Raw genomic sequence first — 15,939 nt, forward strand, 5'->3', positions numbered from 1 at the left:
GGCGGCGGGCCCGGTGCGGCGCCTGGGAGCGGCGCCGTGCCAGAAGCCCGGGAAGGTGCCAGGGAAGGTGCCAGGGAAGGGGTTCGAAAGGACCCTTGTCAGGGGCTCTGTGAGGGGCTGTACGCCACGCGTTGCAGCAGGCCCCAGGTGAACTCCGCCACGCACGCCCGCCCGTCGGGGAGGCCGAACGCGAGCCGCCAGCGGGAGGGAGCACTGCCCTCCATCGGCCGTACCGGGCCGAAGGCGGCGGCGACTTCGTCGACCGTGCAGCACCAGGGGCGCAGGTCGTCAGCCGTGCACAGCAGGGGACCGGTGGCCCCCGGTGCCCGTACCAGCCATTCGTTCCAGACGGCTCCGCCCGGTCCGGCCAGCACCTCGAACCGCAGGTCCGGCCACAGAGGCAGGCGCCACCGCAGCGCCTCGCACTCCAGATCGCCGATCCTGCGGCGCTCCGAGGTTTCGGGCTCACCGAGCACGGAGCGATACCGGGACAGGGCCCCGCGGGTGCGCGGGGAGCGGACGGCCGCCTGCCAGCGGCGGTTCGCTTCGCGCATCTGGGCGGCCGACGCGCCCAGCTCACGGCGTGCCTCCTCGACCAGCTCCGGCTGGTGGTCGGCCATCCGGCGGAGCAGGACGAGCTGGAACGCACGCGGTCCCCAGGTGTCCATGCCCTCATCGTGCCCGTATGGAGCGGCCACCGCGCATGCCTCGGCCGGTCGAGGTGCCGAGGAGACGCAACCTCCACACAGGATCCTCACGGTCACGACTACCTCAGAGGTCACATCGTGCCTACGCTCCGGGGGTCATGGACTACTGCCACCGGTGTCGCCGACACCTCAACGGGGCCCTGGCTTGCGCCGGGTGCGGTACTCCGGCCGAGGAGCTGCAGCCCTTCCCGCCCGCCTCCGCCGCGGCGGACGGCGATGCCGTCGTCGAACCGGGCGGTGCGCACACCGGCGAGGGCCGGCCGCCGGCCGGACGCCGCCATACCCGGAAGGCGGGGGGCATGCGGAGGGCGGTGGGTGCCCGGAAGGCGGCAGGTGCCCGCAGGGCGCGCCGCAGGCGCGGGCGGAAGGTGCTCATAGGGACGTTCGGGCTGGCGCTCGCCGCGGGCGCGCTGAGCCTGGCGGAACTGGCCGGGGAGTCGTCGGGCCGCGGTGACGGCACCTCCGTCGAGGTGCGCGAGCAGGGCACGCCGGAGGTGGACGACACCCCCGGGCCGACCGGCGGTGCGGAACCGCAGCCGGGGCCCGGCGAGGTGAGCGGGGCTCCCGCGGCGGCCCACCCGACCGGGTCGGGCGGGCGGGGCGGCATCAGGCCGACGGGTGAGGCTTCCCAGCCGTCGGGGGAACCGCCGGAGAAGTCGCCTGAGGAGCCGCCCGAGGAGCCGCCCGAAGAATCGGTGGAGTCGGCGCCGGTCCAGCCCGGTCCGGGCGGCGAAGGCAGCCCGTCCCCGACCCCGACGGGGGATCCCTCGCGGCAGCCTTCGTCTTCGCGGCAGCCCTCGCACGCACAGGAACCCTCGTCTTCGTCCCCGCCTCCTCAGTCCCCCGCGGAGCCGGTGCCGTCCCCGACGCCGACGAGGACCTGCCGGCTCATCTTCTGGTGCTCATAGCCGCGGTGTGCGCGGTCGTGGTGCGGGCAGCCATGGTCCTCGAAGCCGCGGTGCCGGCAGTCGCGGTGCCGGCAGTCGGCAGTCGGCCGGTTGCCCGCACTCGGCCGGGCGCCCGACGGCATCCGACCCGCCGCGGGTGCCCCTCCGCCGGAGGGACGCGCGGCATGGGCACCGGGCCCGTCCGCTGCCGGTAGTGCCGGCCCCCGGATCCGGCGTCGCGGCCCCGGCGGCGTGGCCCCGGCCCGGCCTCGCGGCCCTCCGGCCGTTCAGGCCGTGGAGCTCGCGGATCCGGGGGGAGCCCGGCCTGCCTCCCGGGCGTAGGCAGGTGCCTACACGTCGGTCCCGCCGCAGCCCGGTATCCGCCTGAGCAGGTCCCGCAGCGTGCCGAGCTCCTCCGCCGACAGCTCCGCGAGTGCTTCCCGCGCGAAACTCGGGGCCCCACCGAGGTCGCGGGCCGTCCGGTGGCCCTCGTCCGTGGCCGCCGCTATCCTCACCCGGCGGTCGACCGGGTCCGGCAGGCGTTCGACGAGGCCACGCGCCTCGAGCCGGTCGATGATCCCGGTGACGTTCGACGGCTCGCACCTCAGCTGCCGGGCGATGCTGCGCATGGCGGCGGGCTCCGTGGCCAGCAGCGCGAGGACCCTGGCCTGTGCGACGGTCAGGTGGTGGCGGGTCGCGGCCTCCGCGTACTCCTCGTGGTAGCGCGCCACGACGGTGCCGATGAGATCGACGACTTCCAGGGCCAGTGGGTCGCTGCGGGGGGTGGACATGCCGTCAGCGTACCGAGTTACTTGACAATCTTAAATATTTACTCGCATGATTGTTTCAGAAAATCAAGCATTTCTAGGAGGCCCCCAACATGTCCGCACTGCCCGCGACCAGCCGCGAATGGCACCTCGTCGCCCGTCCCCACGGCTGGCCGGAGCCGACCGACTTCGCCCTGCGTGAGGCCCCGGTGGCCGAACCGGGCGAGGGGCGGATCCTCGTCCGCAACCTGCACTTCTCGGTCGACCCCTATATGCGCGGCCGTATGAACGACGTGAAGTCGTATGTGCCGCCGTTCCAGCTGGACCAGCCCATGGAAGGCGGTGCGGTCGGCGAGGTCGTCGCGTCCGGCGCGGAGGGCTTCGCCCCCGGCGACCACGTTCTGCACTTCCTCGGCTGGCGCGAGTACGCCGAGGTCGACGCCCGCCAGGCGACCAAGGTCGACGGCTCCGTCGCCCCCCTCTCGGCCTATCTGGGCGTGCTCGGCATGCCCGGAATGACCGCCTACGCGGGCCTCTTCGACGTCGCCTCCTTCAAGGAGGGCGACGTGGTCTTCGTCTCGGGCGCCGCCGGCGCCGTCGGCAACCAGGTCGGCCAGATGGCGAAGCTGAAGGGCGCCTCCCGCGTCATCGGCTCGGCCGGATCCGACGAGAAGGTCAGGCTCCTCGTCGAGGAGTACGGCTTCGACGCCGCCTTCAACTACAAGAACGGCCCGGTCGCCGAACAACTGGAGGCCGCCGCCCCCGACGGTATCGACGTGTACTTCGACAACGTCGGCGGCGAGCACCTGGAGGCCGCGATCTCCTCGCTCAACGTCCACGGCCGCGTCACCCTCTGCGGGATGATCGCGCAGTACAACGCGACCGAGCCCACCCCGGCCCCGCGCAACCTCGCCATGGTCATCGGCAAGCGGCTGCGTCTGCAGGGCATGATGGTCAGCGACCACGAGGCCATGCAGCCCGAGTTCGTACGCGATGTCGGCGGCTGGCTGCGCTCCGGCGAGCTGAAGTACCAGGAGACCGTCGTGGAGGGCATCGAGAACGGTGCCGAAGCGTTCCTGGGCCTCATGCGCGGCGAGAACACCGGCAAGATGGTCGTCTCGCTCCCCCGCTAGCGACAAGGCCGTTCGGCTTGCGGACAGCTGGGTTCGTCCGGGGTTCGCAGGGCTGCGGTTTCGCCGGGTACCCGGATACCACGGATACCACGGATAACCGGATATAAGGAGCGGAGCCCCGGGAGAACCGGCAGTCGACCAAGACAAGCCGTTCACAGGGACCGGGGGCTCCGCCCTCCGGGCAGCGTGCCGTCAGCCGTGTCGTCGCGCAGGCCGGTGCCGGTGCCCGGGTGCCATGTGCCGGACACCGGACATCGGACACCGGACGGGCACATCCGCCGAGCTGGACCCGGGGAAGCCGGCGGTCCCGGCGCCGCGCTCCGGCCGCACGCCCGGTCCCTGCACCGCGCCCGGCTCGTACGGGGCTCCGGTTCCAGCCCCCACACGCCCATGTCCGGGGGCTCCGGCCCCGTATAGGGTATGCCGCATGCGTGATCTGGGTGCGGGCTTCGGCTATCTGGTGAAGGGGCAGCAGTGGGTCGGCCGGCACGGCCGGTGGTTCGGTATCGGACTGCTGCCCGGACTGATCACCCTTGTGCTGTACGCCGCGGCCCTCGTGGGGCTCGCCTACGGTGCCGACGACCTGGTCGGCTGGGCGACACCGTTCGCGGACGACTGGCAGTCGCCGTGGCAGGGCGGGTTCCGCGGCTTTCTGACGGCGCTGGTGTGGGTGTTCGGCCTCTTCCTCGCCGTCGTCACCTTCACCGCCGTGACCCTGCTGGTGGGCCAGCCGTTCTACGAGTCGCTCTCCGAAGCCGTCGACCGGGCCGAGGGCGGTGAGGTCCCGCGGACCGGGCTGCCGCTCTGGCGCGAGCTGTGGATCTCCGCACGAGACAGCCTGCGGATCGTGGTCCGTGTCGCGGCCTTCGGCGTGCTGCTCTTCGCGCTCGGGTTCGTCCCGGTCCTCGGTCAGACCGTCGTCCCCGTGCTCGGCTTCTGCGTCACCGGCTTCTTCCTCGCCGAGGAGCTCACCGCCGTGGCCCTCCAGCGGCGGCGGATGGAGCTGAAGGAGCGTCTCGCGCTTCTGCGCGGCCGGCGCATGCTCACCCTCGGCTTCGGCGTCCCGCTGGCCCTGGCCTTCCTCGTCCCGTTCGTCGCGGTGCTGCTGATGCCGGGCGCGGTCGCGGGCGCCACGCTGCTGGTGCGCGACCTGGTGGAGGACCGGGGGGCGGAGGACACCGGGCACCCGGACTCCGAGCCCGGCTCCCGGGTACAGCAGCGGGACGACCAGGACCCGTACGCCAACCGCGACCAGAGCCGGCCCGCCGAGCCGTACGACCTCGGCAAGGACCAGGCCCGCTTCTGAGTGCCGTGCCGGGCGGGGTCTGCCCGTCAAGGCGCGGCGCGGCGTGCGGTGTGGTGCATCACAAGGCGCCGGATCGACCTCGTCGGCCTCGGCGTGTGCCCACTTGGTTGATTCGGCCCCGGTTGATTCGGTGACGCCGCGAGTCGCCGTGCCGGTCGTGCGGCGTCGCGACGCGGCGTACGTCGCCTGACGAGGCACCCGGGGCGCGTGGCGAGAGTGCTCCGTCCGCCCGCAGGACGTGGGGTCTGCGGCGTCCGGTGTGTGCGCATCGCAGGGCGGAGGGCCGCCCTCCCCTCCCGGATGTGCCCGGACGGATTCGACGACGCGGCACGGGGCACCCGGCCTGCCTGAGGGAACCGGGTGAGCAGCAGTCAGGCGCCGTGCTCCGACGGGGACTTGTTGCGCAGTCTCCGGGCGCGGGGGGCTCTCCCGCTGCCGTGACCGGACGCGACCGGCCCCCATGGTCCCCGCCTCGGCACCGAGGAGCAGACCTCCCGGGCCGCGGCGCGGACATCCGGCACCGAGGCGCGGATGCGCAGGCCGCGGTGTGTCCCGCAGTGATCGCCACTGTCCGGGGCCACGGCATCGGTGACGGCGCGCCGCGGGATTTCACGCGTGTGCCTGCCTCCAAGGCGTCCTGGCGGGTGAATGCTTGGTGCGTACGGGGCCCGCGAGGGGCGGTCCGACACAACCGGGCCCGGTCGCACGGTAGCTTTGCCCACGTCGAACCAGAGGCACCCGGTTCGCCGACCCCAGTAAGTCACATCACGTCATATGCCGTTCCTCTCCCGCTTCCTGGGGGGATCGCGTACTTGATGTCGTTTACTGAGGCCGGTGGGAGGGTGGTCCTCGTCCCACACTGGAGGTCCCGGTGACGACACGCGGCGTTCTCTACGTCCACTCCGCACCACGCGCGCTGTGCCCGCACGTCGAATGGGCGGTCGCGGGCGTGCTCGGCGTACGGGTCCAGCTCGACTGGATCCGCCAGCCCGCGTCCCCCGGCACCTGGAGAGCCGAGTTCTCCTGGCAGGGCGAGAGCGGAACGGCTTCCAAGCTGGCGTCCGCGCTGCGCGGCTGGCAGCTGCTGCGCTTCGAGGTCACCGCGGAGCCCTGCGCCTCAGCGGAGGGAGAGCGCTACAGCGCCACTCCCGACCTGGGCATCTTCCATGCCGTCACCGGCCTCCACGGCGACATCCTCATCCCCGAGGACCGTCTTCGCGCAGCCCTCGTGCGCGCGAACCAGGGCGAGACGCAGCTCGAGGCGGAGATCTCCAAGCTGCTCGGCAAGCCCTGGGACGACGAACTAGAGCCGTTCCGCTATGCGGGCGAGGGCGCCCCGGTCCGCTGGCTCCACCAGGTCGTCTGACCACGGCGCGGACGCCGGTCGTACCGCAGCCGGGCCCGACGGCCGGGCGGGCCCGGCGGCCTCCCGTACCGGCCGCCGCACCGCCGTCGGCGGCCGTGTCCGCCACGGGGCGCGGACGAGTGAGCGGGCCCGGCCGCCGCGGGGTGCGGACAGCCGGCTCCGTCTGGCACGGGGTGCGTACCAGGCCCGCCTCCCCCGACAACCGCACCAGGCAGCGGGCCCCGCCTCCCCTGTGTCCTGTGGGAGGCGGGGCCCGCTGCTCGTCGTCGTGCGTCAGACGCTGCGGAAGGCCAGCACCACGTTGTGGCCGCCGAAGCCGAACGAGTTGTTGATCGCGGCGATCGTGCCCTCCGGCAGCGCACGCGGCCCCCCGCGCACGACGTCCGCCTCGACCTCGTCGTCCATGTCGTCGACGTTCACGGTCGGCGGGGCCTGGCGGTGGTGCAGCGCCAGGACCGTGGCGACGGTCTCGATACCGCCGGCGCCGCCCAGCAGATGGCCCGTCATCGACTTCGTCGCGGAGATCGCGACATGGTCGAGGTCGTCGCCAAGCACCTTGCGCAGCGCCTTGAGCTCGGCGATGTCGCCCTGCGGCGTGGACGTGGCGTGGGCGTTGAGGTGAACCACTTCGGAGGGCTTCAGGCCGGTGTTGTCCAGCAGGTTCTGCACCGCTGCCGCGATACCGCGGCCGGTCGGCTCCGGCTGTGCGATGTGGTGGCTGTCCGCGGACAGGCCCTGCCCCAGCGCCTCGCAGTAGACGCGCGCGCCGCGCGCCGCCGCGTGCTCCGCGGACTCCAGGACGACGACACCCGCGCCCTCGCCCAGCACGAAGCCGTCACGGGCCTTGTCGTACGGCCGCGAAGCCCGCCCGGGCTCGTCGTTGTTCTTGGACATCGCCATCATGTTGGCGAACGCGGCGATCGGCAGCGGGTGGATCGCGGCCTCGGTGCCGCCCGCGACCACGATGTCGGCCCGGCCGCTGCGGATCATCTCGATGGCGTAGCCGATCGCCTCGGCACCCGACGCGCAGGCGGAGACCGGGGTGTGCACACCGGCCTGGGCGTTCACCTCCAGGCCGACGTTGGCGGAGGGGCCGTTGGGCATCAGCATCGGCACGGTGTGCGGGGAGACCCGGCGTACGCCCTTCTCCTTCAGCACGTCGTACTGGTCGAGCAGGGTGGTGACGCCGCCGATACCGGAGGCGATGACCGCGCCGAGGCGGTCGGGCCGGATGCTCCCGTCCTCGCCGGCCGGAGCGGCGAAGCCTGCGTCGGCCCACGCCTCGCGGGCGGCGATCAGCGCGAACTGGGCCGAGCGGTCCAGCTTGCGCGCCTGCGGCCGGGGCAGCACCTCGCCCGGGTCGACCGCCGCCGGGGCGGCGATACGGACGGGCAGTTCCTCGAAGCGCTCGCCTTCGAGGGCCCTGATGCCGGAACGCCCGGCGATCAGACCCTCCCAGGTCGAGGCGGAGTCGCCACCCAGCGGTGTGGTTGCGCCGATACCGGTGACGACCACGGTGCGATTGGTCGGGTTCACAGGAGTTCTTTCTCCACGGTCTATGAGGGTTCGTGAATCAGCGGCGCCACCGCCGGGTGGCGTACCTGATCGGCCTGGATCAGGCCTGGTGCTTCAGGATGTACTCGGCGGCGTCGCCGACGGTCTTGAGGTTCTTGACGTCCTCGTCCGGGATCTTGACGTCGAAGCGCTCCTCCGCGGCGACGACGACCTCGACCATGGACAGCGAGTCGACGTCCAGGTCGTCGGTGAAGGACTTGTCGAGCTGGACGTCCTCCGCCGGGATACCGGCGATCTCGTTGACGATCTCGGCGAGACCTTCGACGATCTCTTCCTGCGTGGCGGCCATGTGGCGCTCCTTCGGTGTTGAGCAGAGGGTTGGACGGGCTTGTCCGGAGGACCGGAGATCCGGAGGATCCGGATGCCTGCCTAGGGGAGGGTAACGACCGTCGCGGCGTAGACGAGTCCCGCCCCGAAGCCGATGACGAGTGCGGTGTCACCGCTCTTCGCCTGCCCGGTCGCCAGAAGCCGCTCCATCGCGAGCGGAATCGAGGCGGCCGAGGTGTTGCCGGTGGTCTCCACGTCACGGGCCACCGTGACGTGCTCCGGCAGTTTCAGAGTCTTCACCATCGAGTCGATGATCCGCATGTTCGCCTGGTGCGGGATGAAGACATCGAGTTCGTCCGCGGTGATCCCGGCCGCGTCCAGCGCCTGCTGGGCGACCTTCGCCATCTCGAACACGGCCCAGCGGAAGACCGCCTGGCCTTCCTGGGTGATGGCGGGGAACCGTTCGACGGAGCCGTCGCGGTAGTCCGTCCACGGCACGGTCTGCTTGATGGTGTCCGACTTGTCGCCCTCGGAACCCCACACGGTGGGGCCGATCCGGGGCTCCCTGGCCGGGCCGACGACGACCGCCCCCGCGCCGTCACCGAAGAGGAACGCCGTGGCGCGGTCCTCCAGATCGGTCAGGTCGCTGAGCCGCTCGACACCGATGACCAGCACGTACTCCGCCGAGCCCTCGACCACCATGCCCTTGGCGAGGGTCAGGCCGTAGCCGAAGCCCGCACAGCCCGCCGAGATGTCGAACGCAGCGGGCCTGTTCGTGCCGAGCTTGTCCGCGATCTCCGTGGCGACCGCCGGGGTCTGCTTGAAGTGCGAGACGGTCGAGACGATCACGCCGCCGATCTGCTCGGGGGCGAGCCCGGCGTCGGCGATCGCCTTGCCCGCCGCCGCGACCGACATGGCCGTGACGGTCTCCTCGTCGTCCGCCCAGTGACGGGTGGCGATGCCCGAGCGGGAGCGGATCCACTCGTCGGAGGAGTCGATCGTCTCGAGGATCACCTCGTTGGGCACGATCCGGGTCGGGCGGTAGCCGCCGACACCCATGATGCGTGCGTACGGGGCGCCCGTGCTGGGCTTGATCTTCGACATGCTGTCTCGGCCTCCTTGTCAGGCGCCCGCCGCGTCGGCGGCGGGGGAACCGGCCTCGGCGAGCAGCGTGCGGGCCGCGTCGAGGTCGTCGGGGGTCTTCAGCGCGAGCGTCGCGACGCCGGGCAGCGCCCGCTTGGCGAGGCCGGTGAGGGTGCCGCCCGGGCACACCTCGACGAGGGCCGTCACTCCGAGCTCCTTGAAGGTCTCCATGCACAGGTCCCAGCGGACCGGGTTGGCGACCTGTCCGACGAGCCGGGACACGACCTCCGCACCGGTGGCGACGGTGCGCCCGTCCCTGTTGGAGACGTACGGCACCCCGGGGTCGGCCGGTGCGAGCGATGTCGCGGCCTCCTCCAGCCGTGCGACCGCGGGGGCCATGTGGTGGGTGTGGAACGCGCCGGCGACCTTGAGCGGGACGACCTTGCGCACCCCCTCGGGCTTGTCCTCACCCAGAGCGGCGAGCTGCTCCCTGGTGCCGGCGGCGACGATCTGCCCGGCGCCGTTGACGTTCGCGGCGGTCAGGCCCAGCTTCTCCAGGTGCGCGAGGCTCACCTCGGGGTCGCCTCCGAGCAGGGCCGACATGCCGGTCTCCGTGACGGCGGCGGCCTCGGCCATCGCCAGGCCGCGGGTGCGCACGAGGCGCAGCGCGGCGGTGGGCTCGAGGACGCCCGCGAACACGGCGGCCGTGAACTCGCCGACGCTGTGGCCGGCGACGGCGTCCGGGGCCACGTCACCGAGCGCGGAGGCGGACAGCAGCCCGGCCGCGACCAGCAGCGGCTGCGCGACGGCCGTGTCGCGGATCTCGTCCGCGTCGGCCTTCGTGCCGTAGTGGGCGAGGTCGAGCCCGACGGCGTCGGACCAGGCCGCGATGCGGTCGGAGGCGCCGGGGAGTTCGAGCCAGGGGGTCAGGAAGCCGGGCGCCTGGGCGCCTTGGCCGGGAGCGACGAGTACGAGCACCCTCACACTCTCTCTTGTCGATGGTCCCGCCCGCCCGTGGGGACAGGGACCAAGAACCGTCAGGGTAATTGTTGGTGTCCGACAAAATCCTAGGTTTGTTGATCACCGTCTGCCAGACGCCCGAGGATGAGCGCGATCCGCAGCGTGAACGCGGAGCGGACATCGGAGGGTGACCAGCCGGTGACATCAGTCACACGTCGAAGCCGGTAGCGGACGGTATTGGGATGCACGAACAGCATCCGTGCCGCCCCCTCCAGACTGCTTGCCTGCTCCAGATACACACTCAGGGTCTCCAGAAGGGCCGAGCCCGCTTCCTCCAGCGGTCTGTAGATCTCCTCCACCAGTTGTTCCCGCGCGGACGGATCACCCGCGATCGCGCGCTCCGGAAGGAGATCATCCGCCAGTACGGGGCGTGGCGCGTCCTGCCACGCGGAGCAGGCCTTCAGTCCGGCCGCCGCGGCCTGTGCCGACCTCGTCGCCGTCAGCAGGTCCGCGACGACGGGACCCGCGACCACCGGGCCGGCCGCATACGGGCCGATCAGGGCTTTCGCCACCCGCAGCGGGTTGTCGCTGCCGCCCGCGATGACGACCAGCCGGTCGCCGAGGACTCCGGTCAGCACCTGGAGCTTGGCGTGCCGCGCGGCACGCCGGATCGCGTCCACCGTCAGTTCGCTGTCGCCGTCGGGCGCGGTGCCGAGCACCACGCACACATGCTCCGGAGCGTTCCAGCCGAGCGCCGCCGCGCGGCTCACGGCCCCCTCGTCGGCCTCGCCCGACAGCACGGCGTTCACCACGAGGGACTCCAGCCGGGCGTCCCAGGCGCCGCGGGCCTCCGCGGCCTGCGCGTACACCTGGGCGGTGGCGAAGGCGATCTCCCGCGCGTAGACCAGCAGCGCCTCGCGCAGCACGGACTCGTCGCCCGGGGCGGCGACGTCCTCGATGGCGGACTCCATGACCTCGATGGTCGTCCGCACCATCTCCACGGTCTGGCGCAGGGTGATCGCACGGGTCAGCTCGCGGGGGGCCGTGCCGAAGACGTCCGTCGAGATCGCCTGCGGAGTCTCCGGGTGCCGGAACCACTCGGTGAACGCGGCGATTCCGGCCTGGGCGACCAGGCCGATCCACGACCGGTTCTCCGGGGGCATCGCCCGGTACCACGGCAGCGTCTCGTCCATGCGCGCGATGGCGTTGGCGGCGAGACGCCCGGACGACCGCTCCAGGCGCTTCAGGGTCGCGGGGTGCGGATGGGCGGCGTTCGGGGGCAGAGCCGGTTCGGGATGGGGCACGGGGACAAGAGTGCCTTATCCGGGCGCCGCGGCGGAGACGCGGGTCAGTGACGGGCCCCGGGTGTCCGCCGGGAGGTCGGCCGCGCCCGGCGGGGCCCGGCTGGACGGGGCCTGGCTGGACGGGACGGGGCGGGCCGCAGCCGGGTCCGGCCGGGCCGGGCGGTGGGCCGGTGCCCGGCGGTGGGGCCCGGTGAAGCGGGGCTGTGCCGGGCGGAGGCGAAGAGGGGGACTGAGGCCGGGCGGGAGGGGACCTGGTGGGACCGGGCCGAGCCGGCTGGGGCCGGGCTCCGGGCGGGGCTGAGCCGGGCGGGGCGGTGCGGCGGGCGGCCCCGCACCCGGGGAACGCGGACCGGCCGGCCGGACCGCCCGGTCCGGCGTCTACGGTGGGGGCGTGATGTCCATCAGGCGCGCCGGCGAGCGCTACCGCGGAGGGGACGCGTCCGCAGGTATCGAGTCCCTCCACGCCTTCTCGTTCGGGCGCTTCTACGAGCCGGACAACCTGCGCTTCGGCGCGGTCATCGCCTGCAACGAGGAACGGCTCGCCCCCGGCGCCGGGTTCGGCGAGCACGCGCACAGCCACACCGAGATCGTGACGTGGGTGGTGGACGGCGAGCTGACCCACCGGGACTCCGCGGGCCATGCCACCGTCGTGCGGCGCGGTGACGTCCAGCGGCTCAGCTCGGCGGGCGGGGTGCGGCACATCGAGCGCAACGACGCCGAGGTACCGCTCACGTTCGTGCAGATGTGGCTCGCGCCGAAGGACCCGGGCGGCGAGCCGTCGTACGAGATCGTCCGCGGTATCGCCGACGCGACGCCCTACGCAGTTCCGGAGGCCGGGGCGGTGCTGCATGTGCGCCGCCTCGCCGGCGGCGGGCGGACCGCCGTGCCGGACGCCCCCTCGGTGTACGTCCACGTCGTCCGCGGTGCCGTCGGGATCGACGGTGCGGCCCTCGGCCCCGGGGACGCGGCCCGGATCACGGACGCCGGCAACCTCGCACTCGACGCGGCCGTGCCCGCCGAGGTGCTGATGTGGGAGCTGTCCGGCTGACCCGGCGCCGAAGTGCGTGCCGGGCGTCGCAGGCCGGGAGGGCTTCCGCGACCCGCCTCAGCGGCGCAGTTCGGCGAGGACCGCGTCGGTGAACTGCGGCCATGCCCGGACCGCCCAGGGGCCGAAGTCGCGGTCGGTCAGCGCCACGCACGCGGCGCCGGCCTCCGGATCGATCCACAGGAACGTGCCGGACTGGCCGAAGTGGCCGAAGGTGCGGGGCGAGGACGCCGCGCCGGTCCAGTGCGGGGACTTGCCGTCGCGGATCTCGAAGCCGAGTCCCCAGTCGTTCGGCTTCTGGTGGCCGTAGCCGGGCAGGACGCCGGGGAGGCCGGGATGGACGACCGACACCGCCTCCAGCACGGTCCTGGGGTCGAGCAGCCGCGGCGCCTGCACCTCGGCCGCGAAGCGCAGGAGGTCGTCGACCGTCGACACGCCGTCCTTCGCGGGCGAGCCGTCGAGCGACGTCGACGCCATGCCCAGCGGCTCCAGCACGCCCTGGCGCAGATACTCGGCGAACGGGATGCCGGTGGCCTTCGCGATGTGGTCGCCGAGCACCTCGAAACCGGCGTTGGAGTAGAGCCGGCGGGTCCCGGGGGGCGCGGCGACCCGGTGTTCGTCGAACGCGAGCCCGCTGGTGTGCGCGAGCAGGTGCCGCACGGTGCACCCGCCGGGCCCGGCCGGCTCGTCCAGCTCCACCGCGCCCTCCTCGCAGGCGACGAGCGCGGCGTAGGCCGCGAGCGGCTTGGTGACCGAGGCCAGTGGGAAGCGGTGCCCCGTCGGGCCGTGGGCGCCGGCGACGGCGCCGTCCGCGCGCACGACGGCGGCGGCCGCGGTGGGGACGGGCCAGTTCTCGATCAACGCCAGGCTCTGCATGGTCACGAGGGTAACCAGCCGCCGCCCGGGGCGTAACCGCAGGGTTCTCGCTTGCCTGGAGTGCACTCGAACCTTCTAGCGTGGAGGCATGACGGTGCTGGAGACCCCATCCGCGGCGGGCGAAGGCCGCGCATCGGCGCCCCCCGCCCACCCCCGGCCCGACGGGCAGGACCAGTACAGCATCGGCGAGGTCGCCGACTGGACCGGCCTGAGCGCGCACACGCTGCGCTGGTACGAGCGGATCGGCCTGACGCCGCACATCGACCGCTCGCACACCGGGCAGCGGCGCTTCAGCAACCGGGACCTGGACTGGCTGGCCTTCGTCGGCAAGCTCCGGCGGACCGGGATGCCGGTGGCGGACATGGTCCGCTACGCGGAACTGGCGCGCGAGGGGGACCACACCAGGGAGCAGCGGCGGGAGCTGCTGGAGTCGACGAGGCGCGACGTCCGCGCACGGATCGCCGAACTCCGGGGCACGCTCGCCGTGCTGGACTACAAGATCGATTTCTACGCGGGCGCCCGGCGGGCGCCGGAGAGGGCCTGAGCCCCGATGGCGGACAGCAAGATCGAAAAGGTAAGGCTCGGTACGGACGGGCCCGAGGTCGGAGTGCAGGGGCTCGGCTGCATGGGCATGAGCGAGTTCTACGGCGGCACCGACGAGGCCGCGGCACGCGACACCCTGGAGGCGGCACTGGAGGCCGGTGTCACGCTCCTGGACACGGCGGACATGTACGGGAGCGGCGCCAACGAGGAGTTCCTCAGGCCCTTCCTGGCGGCGCACCGGGGCGAGATCACCCTCGCCACGAAGTTCTCCGTCGTCCGGGACGCCGAAGACGCCTCCGTCCGGGGCGTCCGCAACGACCCCGCCTACATCCGCGAGGCGGTCGAGGCCAGCCTCCGCCGGCTCGGCGCGGACGTGATCGACCTCTACTACATGCACCGGCGCGACCCGGCGGTGCCGCTCGCCGAGTCCGTGGGCGCGATGGCCGACCTCGTGCGGGCGGGCAAGGTCCGCCATCTCGGCCTCAGCGAGGTGACCGGCGCGGAACTGCGCGAGGCGCACGCCGTCCACCCCATCGCCGCCCTGCAGTCGGAGTGGTCGCTGTTCAGCCGCTCCGCCGAGCGGAGCGCGGTGGGCGCCGCCGCGGCGCTGGGGGTGGCGCTGGTGCCGTACTCGCCGCTCGGCCGCGGCTTCCTCACCGGCTCGTTCGCGGACGCGGCGGAGCTTGCCGGGGACGACTTCCGGCGCCACCAGCCGCGCTTCACCGGCGACGCCGCGGCGGCGAACGCGGCGCTGCTGGAGCCCGTCCGGGGGATCGCCGCCGTGCACGGTGCGACGCCCGCGCAGATCGCCCTCGCCTGGGTCCAGCAGCGGGCCGGGGTCCACGGTCTGCCGGTCGTACCCATCCCGGGCACCCGCAGCCGCGTGCGCCTGGAGGAGAACGCGGCGGCGACGCGGATCACGCTCACGCAGGACGAGCTGGCGCTGCTCGAGCCGATCGCGGGCCGGGTGGTGGGGGACAGGTACCCGGACATGTCCTCGACGTCGGACTCCCGCGAGTAGCACGCCCCCGGGTCCGGCGGCGGATCGGCCACCCGGCGGCGGGTCACGGGCCCCGGCGGATCGCGGGCCCCCTCGGGTCACGGGCCCCCTCGGGTCACGGGCCCCCTCGGATCGCGCGCGCCGGCGGGGCACGCCCCGCCGGGGCGTGGCCGTGCGGGAGGTTCGCGGTACAGCTCGCTCCGTGCGCTACAGCTCCGCCAGCAGTTCGGCCTTCTTGTTGCGGAACTCCTCGTCCGTGACCAGGCCGGCGCCGTGCAGTTCGCCGAGGTGGCGCATCCGCTCCGCGACGCCCGCCGGGTCGCGCGGGGGTGCCGCGGCGGCGGGCACCGCGGGCGCGGCCTCGCGCACCGCCTCCAGGACCGCCGCCGCGAACGGCAGCGACTCGTGCACCGGCCCGTAGCCGAGCCCGAAGACGACGGCCGCCGGGTCCTGGTCGGCCCGCGCGGGCCGCTCCCCGGCACCGCCCGGGGCGCCGCCGCGGAACAGCAGACGCAGATGGCCTTCGAGGGCCTCGGGGGAGCGCCACTCGACTCCGGCCAGCTCGGAGACGGTGTAACTCTGGTCGCCCGCCTTCCACTTCGCGGACGAGGCACCGGTCCACGACCAGCGGAAGGACACCTTCTCCCCGTCGAACGAGACCTTGCCGTCATACGCCTTGAACTGCAGCGGCGCACCGACGGACGAGACCAGCCAGCGGGCCGCGGGCCCGGCCCCGGGACCCGGCAGCACGGCGCGCAGCTCGTCGGCGCAGTGCTCGGCGACCGTCGCGCGCTCCGCGGGCAGCACCAGCCGGTACGGGTCCGCGGATTCCTTCAGCTGTCCCGCCGCAGCGTCCATCAGCGGGTCGGCGCCCGGCCTCGGCACCGCATGCAGCACCACGGTGCCGCGTTCGCCCGGGGAGACCGTCACCGACTGGAGCGCTTCGAGGGGAACGCGCCGTTCCCCGAGCACCTGGAACAGCTTCGGCGTACCGCGGTTCCCCCGAGTGAAGCGGATGAGCACGGAGTCCGGTGCGATTTCCCAGGCGGTATGAATTCCGGCCAGTACATCACCCATGCGGCTCATCGTATGCGGCGTGCGCCCGCGCGTCGCCCCCGTG

16 protein-coding genes are annotated in these 15,939 nt (G+C 73.1%); 7 read left to right on the forward strand and 9 right to left on the reverse strand.

Features of this window, described 5'->3' with window-relative positions:
• Positions 1-98: 98 nt before the first annotated feature.
• Entirely contained in the window at positions 99-668 is a 570-nt protein-coding gene (locus tag SCWH03_RS02100) for a hypothetical protein (protein ID WP_173260968.1), read from the reverse strand.
• A gap of 137 nt (positions 669-805) precedes the next feature.
• Here SCWH03_RS02100 and SCWH03_RS30055 point away from each other — a divergent pair, with 137 nt between their 5' ends.
• Positions 806-1,615: an SCO2400 family protein gene (locus SCWH03_RS30055; RefSeq protein ID WP_443098652.1), complete on the forward strand. Its 810-nt coding sequence runs from the start codon at positions 806-808 to the stop codon at positions 1,613-1,615.
• Between the two features lie 329 nt (positions 1,616-1,944).
• Here SCWH03_RS30055 and SCWH03_RS02105 read toward each other — a convergent pair whose 3' ends face one another.
• Positions 1,945-2,385 carry a MarR family winged helix-turn-helix transcriptional regulator gene (locus tag SCWH03_RS02105; protein WP_173260969.1) on the reverse strand — a complete coding sequence of 147 codons (441 nt, stop codon included), beginning with the start codon at positions 2,383-2,385 and terminating at the stop codon, positions 1,945-1,947.
• An 89-nt stretch (positions 2,386-2,474) separates the two neighbouring features.
• Here SCWH03_RS02105 and SCWH03_RS02110 point away from each other — a divergent pair, with 89 nt between their 5' ends.
• From SCWH03_RS02110 to SCWH03_RS02120, 3 genes are all read left to right on the forward strand, one after another.
• A complete protein-coding gene (locus SCWH03_RS02110) occupies positions 2,475-3,494 on the forward strand; it encodes an NADP-dependent oxidoreductase (protein WP_173260971.1) in 1,020 nt (339 codons plus the stop codon).
• 427 nt (positions 3,495-3,921) lie between these two features.
• Entirely contained in the window at positions 3,922-4,800 is an 879-nt protein-coding gene (locus SCWH03_RS02115) for an EI24 domain-containing protein (RefSeq protein WP_173260973.1), read from the forward strand.
• An 871-nt stretch (positions 4,801-5,671) separates the two neighbouring features.
• Positions 5,672-6,166 (forward strand): DUF3145 domain-containing protein, encoded by a 495-nt coding sequence (locus SCWH03_RS02120; RefSeq protein WP_173260975.1) that lies wholly within the window; start codon positions 5,672-5,674, stop codon positions 6,164-6,166.
• Positions 6,167-6,439: 273 nt separating this feature from the next.
• On the opposite strand, the gene SCWH03_RS02125 is transcribed toward SCWH03_RS02120, so the two are convergent.
• From SCWH03_RS02125 to SCWH03_RS02145, 5 genes are all read right to left on the reverse strand, one after another.
• Positions 6,440-7,702 (reverse strand): beta-ketoacyl-[acyl-carrier-protein] synthase family protein, encoded by a 1,263-nt coding sequence (locus SCWH03_RS02125; protein WP_173260977.1) that lies wholly within the window; start codon positions 7,700-7,702, stop codon positions 6,440-6,442.
• A gap of 79 nt (positions 7,703-7,781) precedes the next feature.
• Positions 7,782-8,030: an acyl carrier protein gene (locus tag SCWH03_RS02130; protein ID WP_017945077.1), complete on the reverse strand. Its 249-nt coding sequence runs from the start codon at positions 8,028-8,030 to the stop codon at positions 7,782-7,784.
• Positions 8,031-8,110: 80 nt separating this feature from the next.
• The gene (locus SCWH03_RS02135; RefSeq protein WP_173260979.1) at positions 8,111-9,112 is read right to left on the reverse strand and encodes a ketoacyl-ACP synthase III; all 1,002 of its coding nucleotides are present in this window, start codon (positions 9,110-9,112) and stop codon (positions 8,111-8,113) included.
• A gap of 18 nt (positions 9,113-9,130) precedes the next feature.
• Entirely contained in the window at positions 9,131-10,069 is a 939-nt protein-coding gene (locus SCWH03_RS02140) for an ACP S-malonyltransferase (protein ID WP_173261416.1), read from the reverse strand.
• A gap of 89 nt (positions 10,070-10,158) precedes the next feature.
• Positions 10,159-11,355, reverse strand: coding sequence for a PucR family transcriptional regulator (locus SCWH03_RS02145; protein ID WP_173260981.1), 1,197 nt, complete (start codon positions 11,353-11,355; stop codon positions 10,159-10,161).
• A gap of 394 nt (positions 11,356-11,749) precedes the next feature.
• Between SCWH03_RS02145 and SCWH03_RS02150 the strand changes: the two genes are divergently transcribed.
• The gene (locus SCWH03_RS02150; protein ID WP_173261418.1) at positions 11,750-12,403 is read left to right on the forward strand and encodes a pirin family protein; all 654 of its coding nucleotides are present in this window, start codon (positions 11,750-11,752) and stop codon (positions 12,401-12,403) included.
• Positions 12,404-12,460: 57 nt separating this feature from the next.
• On the opposite strand, the gene SCWH03_RS02155 is transcribed toward SCWH03_RS02150, so the two are convergent.
• Positions 12,461-13,276, reverse strand: a complete 816-nt coding sequence (locus SCWH03_RS02155) for a serine hydrolase domain-containing protein (RefSeq protein WP_173260983.1) — start codon at positions 13,274-13,276, stop codon at positions 12,461-12,463.
• A gap of 88 nt (positions 13,277-13,364) precedes the next feature.
• Between SCWH03_RS02155 and SCWH03_RS02160 the strand changes: the two genes are divergently transcribed.
• Together SCWH03_RS02160 and SCWH03_RS02165 are read left to right on the forward strand one after the other, a co-directional pair.
• Positions 13,365-13,820, forward strand: a complete 456-nt coding sequence (locus SCWH03_RS02160) for a MerR family transcriptional regulator (RefSeq protein WP_173260985.1) — start codon at positions 13,365-13,367, stop codon at positions 13,818-13,820.
• 6 nt (positions 13,821-13,826) lie between these two features.
• Positions 13,827-14,840, forward strand: a complete 1,014-nt coding sequence (locus SCWH03_RS02165; RefSeq protein WP_173260987.1) for an aldo/keto reductase — start codon at positions 13,827-13,829, stop codon at positions 14,838-14,840.
• A 186-nt stretch (positions 14,841-15,026) separates the two neighbouring features.
• On the opposite strand, the gene SCWH03_RS02170 is transcribed toward SCWH03_RS02165, so the two are convergent.
• On the reverse strand, positions 15,027-15,896 hold the full coding sequence (locus SCWH03_RS02170; RefSeq protein ID WP_173260989.1) for a DUF4429 domain-containing protein: 870 nt from the start codon (positions 15,894-15,896) through the stop codon (positions 15,027-15,029).
• Positions 15,897-15,939 lie beyond the last annotated feature (43 nt).

Origin of the sequence: Streptomyces pacificus (assembly GCF_011766325.1) — a bacterium.
GTDB classification, from domain to species: Bacteria; Actinomycetota; Actinomycetes; order Streptomycetales; family Streptomycetaceae; genus Streptomyces; species Streptomyces pacificus.

Bases quoted from the DNA above. Each gene is read 5' to 3' on its own strand.
- SCWH03_RS02100 (WP_173260968.1), bottom strand. From the start codon at position 668: ATGGACACCTGGGGACCGCGTGCGTTCCAGCTCGTCCTGCTCCGCCGG.
- SCWH03_RS30055 (WP_443098652.1), top strand. From the start codon at position 806: ATGGACTACTGCCACCGGTGTCGCCGACACCTCAACGGGGCCCTGGCT.
- SCWH03_RS02105 (WP_173260969.1), bottom strand. From the start codon at position 2,385: ATGTCCACCCCCCGCAGCGACCCACTGGCCCTGGAAGTCGTCGATCTC.
- SCWH03_RS02110 (WP_173260971.1), top strand. From the start codon at position 2,475: ATGTCCGCACTGCCCGCGACCAGCCGCGAATGGCACCTCGTCGCCCGT.
- SCWH03_RS02115 (WP_173260973.1), top strand. From the start codon at position 3,922: ATGCGTGATCTGGGTGCGGGCTTCGGCTATCTGGTGAAGGGGCAGCAG.
- SCWH03_RS02130 (WP_017945077.1), bottom strand. From the start codon at position 8,030: ATGGCCGCCACGCAGGAAGAGATCGTCGAAGGTCTCGCCGAGATCGTC.
- SCWH03_RS02135 (WP_173260979.1), bottom strand. From the start codon at position 9,112: ATGTCGAAGATCAAGCCCAGCACGGGCGCCCCGTACGCACGCATCATG.
- SCWH03_RS02150 (WP_173261418.1), top strand. From the start codon at position 11,750: ATGTCCATCAGGCGCGCCGGCGAGCGCTACCGCGGAGGGGACGCGTCC.
- SCWH03_RS02155 (WP_173260983.1), bottom strand. From the start codon at position 13,276: ATGCAGAGCCTGGCGTTGATCGAGAACTGGCCCGTCCCCACCGCGGCC.
- SCWH03_RS02160 (WP_173260985.1), top strand. From the start codon at position 13,365: ATGACGGTGCTGGAGACCCCATCCGCGGCGGGCGAAGGCCGCGCATCG.
- SCWH03_RS02165 (WP_173260987.1), top strand. From the start codon at position 13,827: ATGGCGGACAGCAAGATCGAAAAGGTAAGGCTCGGTACGGACGGGCCC.
- SCWH03_RS02170 (WP_173260989.1), bottom strand. From the start codon at position 15,896: ATGGGTGATGTACTGGCCGGAATTCATACCGCCTGGGAAATCGCACCG.